Genomic DNA, 6,953 nt, shown 5'->3' with positions numbered 1-6,953 from the left:
TCAAAGGTGTCAGTGCTCCTTCTCTTCCGGTTAGTGGTTTACCTTCTCTTATAGATGACAGGATATTTGTCTCTAATTCTTGATAGTTTACTAATCCAACATAGTTGTTTGCTCTTTTTTCTTTCATTTGTTAAACCTCCATTTTTTATATCATTAATATATCATTTTTCGGTTTGACACAGTTTATTTAACACTCCCCCACAAATATAAAAAAGCTAGTGTATGGTTCCAGGCTTTCACCCGCAGCTTTCTTTTTTAGCCATCGGTAAATCGTTGCTATTCCTATCTCCAAAAGCTCTGCTACTTCAGATTTTGACTTCCCTTTTTTCCACCATTAGATATGCTTTTTCTCTTAAATCTATACTATATACCATCACTTTTCCTATTCATTAATAGTATATTATACCCTTATCATTCGCTTTTGAAAGTACTATAGATTATATTTTACTTTGACTTTAGCTTGGTAGTGTAACTGTACGTCCACACAAACTGAAAGTACAGTGACACTAATTTATAGAATATATAATCTTAAATTGTTCTGTTATTTTTTTAATCAAATAATTTGTTGACAGTACAAACAGTATTTCTGGAGCTGTACACCTAAAATAAGGTTTACCTAATTTGAGTCAGCTATAGATCTATACCGCCTCTTTGCAAACAAGCAGCAGTAACAGTGTTCATCATGAGAAATGCAATGGTCATTGGGCCTACACCTCCAGGAACCGGTGTAATAGCTTTGGCTTTGGCTTTGGCTTTGGCTTTCTCTTTTACCCCTTCAAAATCAACATCACCTACTAGTTTGTTTTTTCCTGCAATACTATTTATACCAACGTCAATCACTGTTGCTCCATCTTTTATCCAATCTGCTTGAACAAAATTTGGTTTTCCTACTGCTGCAACTACTATGTCTGCTTTAGAACAATAATCAAATAAGTTCTGACTTCTTGAATGTAAAATAGTAACTGTACAGTTCTCTTGCAGCAACAAATGAAACATTGGTTTACCCACAATATTAGACCTGCCAATTACTACTGCGTTTTTGCCAGAAAGGTCAGTTTCAATTGATTTGATTAGATGTAATGCTCCTCTAGGAGTGCAGGGTATAAGGCAATTTTTTTCACCTTTTACTAATTTGCCGACATTTTCATCATGAAACCCATCTACATCTTTTTCCATGCTGACTGAATTAATAACTCTGCTTGCATCGATGTGACGTGGTAATGGTAGCTGTACTAAAATTCCGTTGACAGATTTATCCTTATTTAGTTCATCAATTATTTTAATTAATTCATTTTCTAATATATCACCAGGAAGGGTAATAGTTTCAGAATTTATACCTATTGATTCTGCTTTTTTTTGTTTATTGCGAACATATACCTCACTTGCCGGATTATTGCCAACAAGAATTACTTTTAAACAAGGAAAAATATTATGTTCTTTTTTTAAGAGATCAATTTTTTTTGATAATTGCTCACATAAATCATTTGCTATTTTTTTACCATCTATAATGATCATACTCCTTGCCACTCCTTAAAATCAGAAAGTTTTATATCAAATAAGTCCAATGTTTTGCCAACAGAATGATTAATTATATCATCTAATGAGTTTGGTTTGATATAAAATGCAGGTACTGGCGGAGCAATGATTGCCCCCATTTCTGTTAATTTTAACATATTACGCAAATGTCCAAGATGTAACGGTGATTCTCGAACCATTAAAACTAATCTTCTTCGTTCTTTCAATGTTACATCTGCTGCCCTGGTCAATAGATTAGAAGTAACGCCTGATGCAATTTCTGACATTGTTTTCATAGAGCATGGAGCAATAATCATCCCTAAAGTTTTAAATGAGCCACTGGCTATCTTTTCTCCTACTTTTTCTTCAGAATAATAGAAGTCTGCAAGCGAGGTAATGTCCGCAAGTTTCCTAGACGTTTCATGAGCTATAGTGATTTTTCCAGCATTACTTATTACTAAGTGAGTCTCATAGCGAGCGCCTTTTAACGCCTCTAGAACACGTACACCATAAATAGAACCAGATGCACCACTTATTCCAATTACAATTCTGTTACTCACTTAGTTCTTCTTCACAATTCATTCCTAATGCACGTTTGTAGACATCAAGCAATACTTCCTGTTCTTCTCTATCTTCATCATCCATCTTTCTTAATCTAATGATTTGTTTCATGACTTTTGTATCAAAACCTTCATCTGCTGCTTTAGAATACACATCACGAATATGATCCTGTACATCTTTTTTTTCTTGCTCAAGATTTTCAATTCTTTCTATATAACCTTTTAACTCTTCAGCTGTTACTTTAACTGTATCTTCCATAAGAACTCCATAATTAATCACTGCTATTAGTATTATCAGTTTTTACTTGTACTTCAACAGTAGTAATTATATTTTCATCTTTTTTTAAAATTTTAAAACAAAAACCATACATAGCAAACTCTTCACTTTCATCTGGAATGCGCTCTATATCATTCACAATCATCCCAGCCAGGGTTGTTGCTTCTTCACTTGGCAGATCCCAATGCAACTGTCTATTAATGTCTCTAATTGTGGCTCCACCGTTTATATGGTACAAATTATCAGATATTTTTTTTATAAGATTTTCCGTAACTATATCATGTTCATCGGAAATATCTCCTACTATTTCTTCTAATATATCTTCAAGAGTTACAATTCCTTGCAGTGTACCATACTCATCAATAACAAGCGCAAAATGTTTTCTGTTTTTACGGAAGTTATGTAATTGAACGCTTAGTAAGGTGCTTTCAGGTATGAACCATGGTTTTGACATGACTGTGGCAATATTCACTTCATCATTTTTTTCACGCAAAGCATTGATAAGATTTTTTACATGAACGACGCCAACAATATTTTCTGGTTCACCATCCCATAAGGGAATTCTACTGTGACTACTGGTTAAAATACCCTTTATTAAATCTTCTTTATTTTGATTTATATCGAGAGAAAATAAGTTCTTTCTATGAGTCATAATCTGCGATATTTCTGTTTCAGCTAAATCTAGTATGCTATTTAACATATCTAAATCCTGCTGTAACATAGTGCCTTCGCTACGATGTAAAGTGATCATATTACGCATTGCATCTGCTGCAGATATCACTTCTTTATTCTTATGAAGTCCGCATAACTTTAGAACAAGATTGACAATGAATTGTATACCTATTGTTAATGGAGAGAGAACTTCAACAAAAAATAGCAAAAAATAAGAAGAGGATAGTGCAGTTCTTTCTGGGTTTTGAATGGCATAAGTTTTTGGTAAAACCTCACAAAACAATAAAATACACAATGTTATTACAATTGTTGATATAAAAATTCCTTCATTGCCAAAAATTTCTATGAATATTCCCGTAGATAAAGAAGAGCATGTGATATTAACAATTGTATTGCCAAGTAATATAGTGCCTATTGTTAACTCTTTTTTGTTTAATAAGTAATTTATCACTTTTGCTTTTTTATTGCCACTTAACTTCAACTTATTAATACGGGAACGGCTAACTGAAGTAAGGCTTATTTCTGCACCAGAGAAAAAAAGTGATAACACCAGTAAAAGAAAAATTACTGATAATAAGAAAATTGATGTCCAATCCATTGAAATGTGTTAAAAAATAGAATTAATGTTACCCATTCTGAAAAGCATTTGTAAATTTAAAGTTTTTTAATACCGTAGCATATCATACTTTAAAATTTTGAATTTTAGAAGTTGTTTTGCATATTATATTCATTTAAGATTTCATTAATTATCTCATGTTGTTCAATAGCTTTTCTACAGGTTTTGTCTTTTAGCGACGTGATTGTAACGAGTGCCTTCCATAAAGCCCAACCTTGTGCTCTTGTCCATGTATCTTGATCAAAGCATAGATTTGATTTGAAAATTTTACGACTTTCGTTTTTAAAAAATGTCCAAGCAATCACTAAATCACAGGCTGGATCGCCAATGCCCATACACCCAAAATCGATTATAGCAGCTACTTGTTCATCCTTTATTAGAATATTTCCACTGGTAAAATCACCGTGAATCCACACTGGATCCTGATTCCATTTTGAGCTCATAGCCTTTTCCCAAATTAATGTTACAGTTCTAGCATCAATAAAATCTTGTAACTGTGCAATAGCTGACTTTGTTTCTATATCATAAACTGCAACATGATCACCACGCCAATAATTATGAAGTCCTGCATGAGGACCATTTTCAGTATCAATCTTGTGTAATTCATTTAAAAACTGAGCAAGTTGAAAAGCAATGATATTCAAATGCATATCATCAAAGGACAACATATTGGCACTTTCCCCTTCAATCCACTTATATATTGACCAGTTCCAAGGATAGTCTTCTGATGGTTGTCCCATTGCAAGTGGTTTAGGAATGGAAAATGACAAATGTAGAGCCAGTATTTTGAGCCATTTTTGCTCCTTAGAGACTTGCAGTGCGTAATTTTCTGCACTTGGTAACCTTATCAACATCTCTTCACCCAGTCTGAAGGTTCTATTATCCATACCATCCGATTCAACAGGTTTAATTTCTAAATGGGCCCATTCTGGAAACTGCTGTGCAATAAGTTCAGTAACAAGTGGTATAGCTAGTTTTTTGCTGATCATTTATTTTCATAATACTACATCTTATAGAGAATAAGTGTTAAACATTGAAGGCAATTGAATCATAAAGTATGTCACAAGCAATGTCTATATGTTCATTTTTAACGATAAGCGGAGGAGTAATTCTAATTACTCTATTATTTAAAACTTTAGTTAACATTAAACCTTTATTGAAACACTGGTCAACAGTTTTATCAGCTATGGGAGCTTTTAGTTCTATTCCTATAAGCAGCCCTTCACCACGAACTTCCAAGACTTTCTTTGAAAACTTCTCAGCCAAGTATAGCAATTTTTTTCTTAAATACTTACTTACCTTTTGAACATGACTAAAAAAACCTTCTTTCAACATCATATCTAATACTGCATTGCCAACAGTCATAGCTAGTGGATTGCCACCATAAGTTGATCCATGAGCTCCTGGTGTAATAGCCTCTGCTATATAATCTTTTGTTAAACATGCAGCAATGGGAAATCCATTGCCCATTGCTTTTGCACATGTTAATATGTCCGGTTCAACTCCTATATTTTGGTAATGAAATAGAGAGCCAATACGTCCATAGCCGCATTGTACTTCATCAAAACATAAAATAATTCCTTGAGCTTCTGTAATTTGCCTTACTTGCTGAAGATATTCTACATTCAGTGAATACACTCCTCCCTCGCTTTGTATGGGTTCCAAAAATACAGCAGCCGTTTCATCACTAATCTTTTCTTCTAAAGCTAGAATGTTATTCTTGGGTACTTTATCAAATCCAGAAAGTAGGGGAGCAAAACCTTCCCGTGATCTTTCATTTCCTCCTGCAGAGATTGCAGCTATACTGCGGCCGTGAAATCCACCTTCGATTGTAATAATACGATTGCGCTTTTTTTGGCCTTTTACGTAAAAATAGCGGCGAATAAATTTTATTGCAGCTTCAGTTGCTTCAAGCCCACTAGAACAGAAAAAGATTTTATCTGCAAAAGTTAAACTAACCAAACGCTCAGCAAGTAATTCTTGTTGCGGTATAGTAAGAAGATTAGAACAGTGCCACAGTGAATCTAGTTGTTCTTTCAGTTTTTCTACAATGTACGGATGACAATGCCCTAAAGAAGTTGTAGCAATTCCTGCAGCAAAATCTAAATATTTCTTGCCACTTTGATCAAAAAGGTACATTCCCTCTCCTCTAACTATGGGAATTTTAAGCCTATTATAGGAGTTAACAATATGACTCATTTTATGTATTTGTGTATTACTTTACATTATAGTGAAATGAATCTATCGACACCTAGCGTTTTCTTGTGTTCTGTTTGAAATTCCTTCAACCATTGAAGATTGTGTCTCCTGAGTTTTGCTGTCAATAAGGGAAGAATGATTTGCTTCTGTGATTGCCCTTGTTATATAATTAACAAATACCCTACGAAACTCATCATTATGATTTACCTCATGCCGTACCTCCGTTTTCTCTGCTTGTTTAGTCACAATAGTGCCTGTACTTCTAGCTTGAGTTTTTTCTGGTTCTATAGCTTGATCTTTTGCTAATTTATGATCTTTTATGCCATCTTGGAAAGATATTTGAAGTTTATTGAATATACAATGACTTGCCAACATCATCACAGGTGCTAAAATTACAGACAATAATGCACTTGCGGAACTATATAATCCGCTACCTACAGATTCAAGAATAGTAAAAAGTTGTTGGCTTTTTGCTAATACATCTGTAACAAAACTCCAACCTAATGTGGCAATTCCCACTACAATACCGCATTGCACAATTACGGAAGTCACTCGTTCTAATTTGTGACCAACATCCCACTCACATGTATTGCAGGGATTTACAAGCGCGGTTATCCCTAGAGGAACTATGGCTGTTGATATAAAAGCAACGCTGCTGTTCAAAGAAAAAGCAAACACTGACTGGCTGTTAGTAAAAATTTCAGTAGTACCAACAAGCAGCCCAGCACCAACTGCACAAGGCAAGAGTAATATATTTGAAATCGAAAGAGTTGCTTTACTTAAAATCGATATTATACTACTTTCATTATTATTTTCTTGATTATATAATGTGTCATAGATTAACATAAAAAATAATAGTGATGCTCCAATTGCAAGTAAGACCTTTGCTTCAGGAGAGAAAGACATGCTTGTAAATTCTAAGAAGATGTCTTGAAAAGAAATGAAAAGATAAATATACTAAAGCAAATGTAGAATTAAGAGGTAAAAAAATGTATCCAAGTGACATAAGTGACAAAGAATGGGAAATACTAGAGCCATACGTTGCACAAGGGGCAATAGGAAGGCCAAGAAAACACGATATTAGAGCGATTATTAATGCAATAAGATATATAAT

At 33.9% G+C, this 6,953-nt stretch carries 7 protein-coding genes and 1 pseudogene; all 8 read right to left on the bottom strand.

What is annotated here, in order from left to right:
* Nucleotides 1-127, bottom strand: a pseudogene (locus IC220_RS05695) (IS256 family transposase); the annotation flags it as partial.
* A 503-nt stretch (nucleotides 128-630) separates the two neighbouring features.
* On the bottom strand, nucleotides 631-1,515 hold the full coding sequence (gene folD, locus IC220_RS05685; protein WP_188153541.1) for a bifunctional methylenetetrahydrofolate dehydrogenase/methenyltetrahydrofolate cyclohydrolase FolD: 885 nt from the start codon (nucleotides 1,513-1,515) through the stop codon (nucleotides 631-633).
* Nucleotides 1,512-2,075 (bottom strand): UbiX family flavin prenyltransferase, encoded by a 564-nt coding sequence (locus IC220_RS05680; RefSeq protein ID WP_188153540.1) that lies wholly within the window; start codon nucleotides 2,073-2,075, stop codon nucleotides 1,512-1,514. The genes folD and IC220_RS05680 overlap by 4 nt, the downstream gene beginning before the upstream one ends.
* Entirely contained in the window at nucleotides 2,068-2,334 is a 267-nt protein-coding gene (locus tag IC220_RS05675; protein WP_188153539.1) for a DUF2312 domain-containing protein, read from the bottom strand. Before IC220_RS05675 ends, IC220_RS05680 begins: the two co-directional genes overlap by 8 nt.
* Before the next feature lie 13 nt (nucleotides 2,335-2,347).
* The gene (locus IC220_RS05670) at nucleotides 2,348-3,622 is read right to left on the bottom strand and encodes an HlyC/CorC family transporter (RefSeq protein ID WP_188153538.1); all 1,275 of its coding nucleotides are present in this window, start codon (nucleotides 3,620-3,622) and stop codon (nucleotides 2,348-2,350) included.
* A gap of 104 nt (nucleotides 3,623-3,726) precedes the next feature.
* Nucleotides 3,727-4,629 carry an aminoglycoside phosphotransferase family protein gene (locus tag IC220_RS05665; protein ID WP_188153537.1) on the bottom strand — a complete coding sequence of 301 codons (903 nt, stop codon included), beginning with the start codon at nucleotides 4,627-4,629 and terminating at the stop codon, nucleotides 3,727-3,729.
* A 37-nt stretch (nucleotides 4,630-4,666) separates the two neighbouring features.
* Nucleotides 4,667-5,839, bottom strand: a complete 1,173-nt coding sequence (locus IC220_RS05660) for an aspartate aminotransferase family protein (RefSeq protein WP_188153536.1) — start codon at nucleotides 5,837-5,839, stop codon at nucleotides 4,667-4,669.
* A 42-nt stretch (nucleotides 5,840-5,881) separates the two neighbouring features.
* A complete protein-coding gene (locus IC220_RS05655) occupies nucleotides 5,882-6,685 on the bottom strand; it encodes a hypothetical protein (protein WP_188153535.1) in 804 nt (267 codons plus the stop codon).
* Nucleotides 6,686-6,953 lie beyond the last annotated feature (268 nt).

This window comes from Wolbachia endosymbiont of Pentalonia nigronervosa, assembly GCF_014534705.1.
Lineage (GTDB): Bacteria > Pseudomonadota > Alphaproteobacteria > Rickettsiales > Anaplasmataceae > Wolbachia.
Note: the sequence above shows the minus strand (reverse complement) of the source record. Positions and strands in the feature narration are given on the sequence as shown.

Excerpts from the sequence above, each read along its gene's own strand:
- folD (WP_188153541.1), bottom strand. The coding sequence starts at position 1,515 with ATGATCATTATAGATGGTAAAAAAATAGCAAATGATTTATGTGAGCAA.
- IC220_RS05675 (WP_188153539.1), bottom strand. The coding sequence starts at position 2,334 with ATGGAAGATACAGTTAAAGTAACAGCTGAAGAGTTAAAAGGTTATATA.
- IC220_RS05670 (WP_188153538.1), bottom strand. The coding sequence starts at position 3,622 with ATGGATTGGACATCAATTTTCTTATTATCAGTAATTTTTCTTTTACTG.
- IC220_RS05665 (WP_188153537.1), bottom strand. The coding sequence starts at position 4,629 with ATGATCAGCAAAAAACTAGCTATACCACTTGTTACTGAACTTATTGCA.
- IC220_RS05660 (WP_188153536.1), bottom strand. The coding sequence starts at position 5,839 with ATGAGTCATATTGTTAACTCCTATAATAGGCTTAAAATTCCCATAGTT.
- IC220_RS05655 (WP_188153535.1), bottom strand. The coding sequence starts at position 6,685 with ATGTTAATCTATGACACATTATATAATCAAGAAAATAATAATGAAAGT.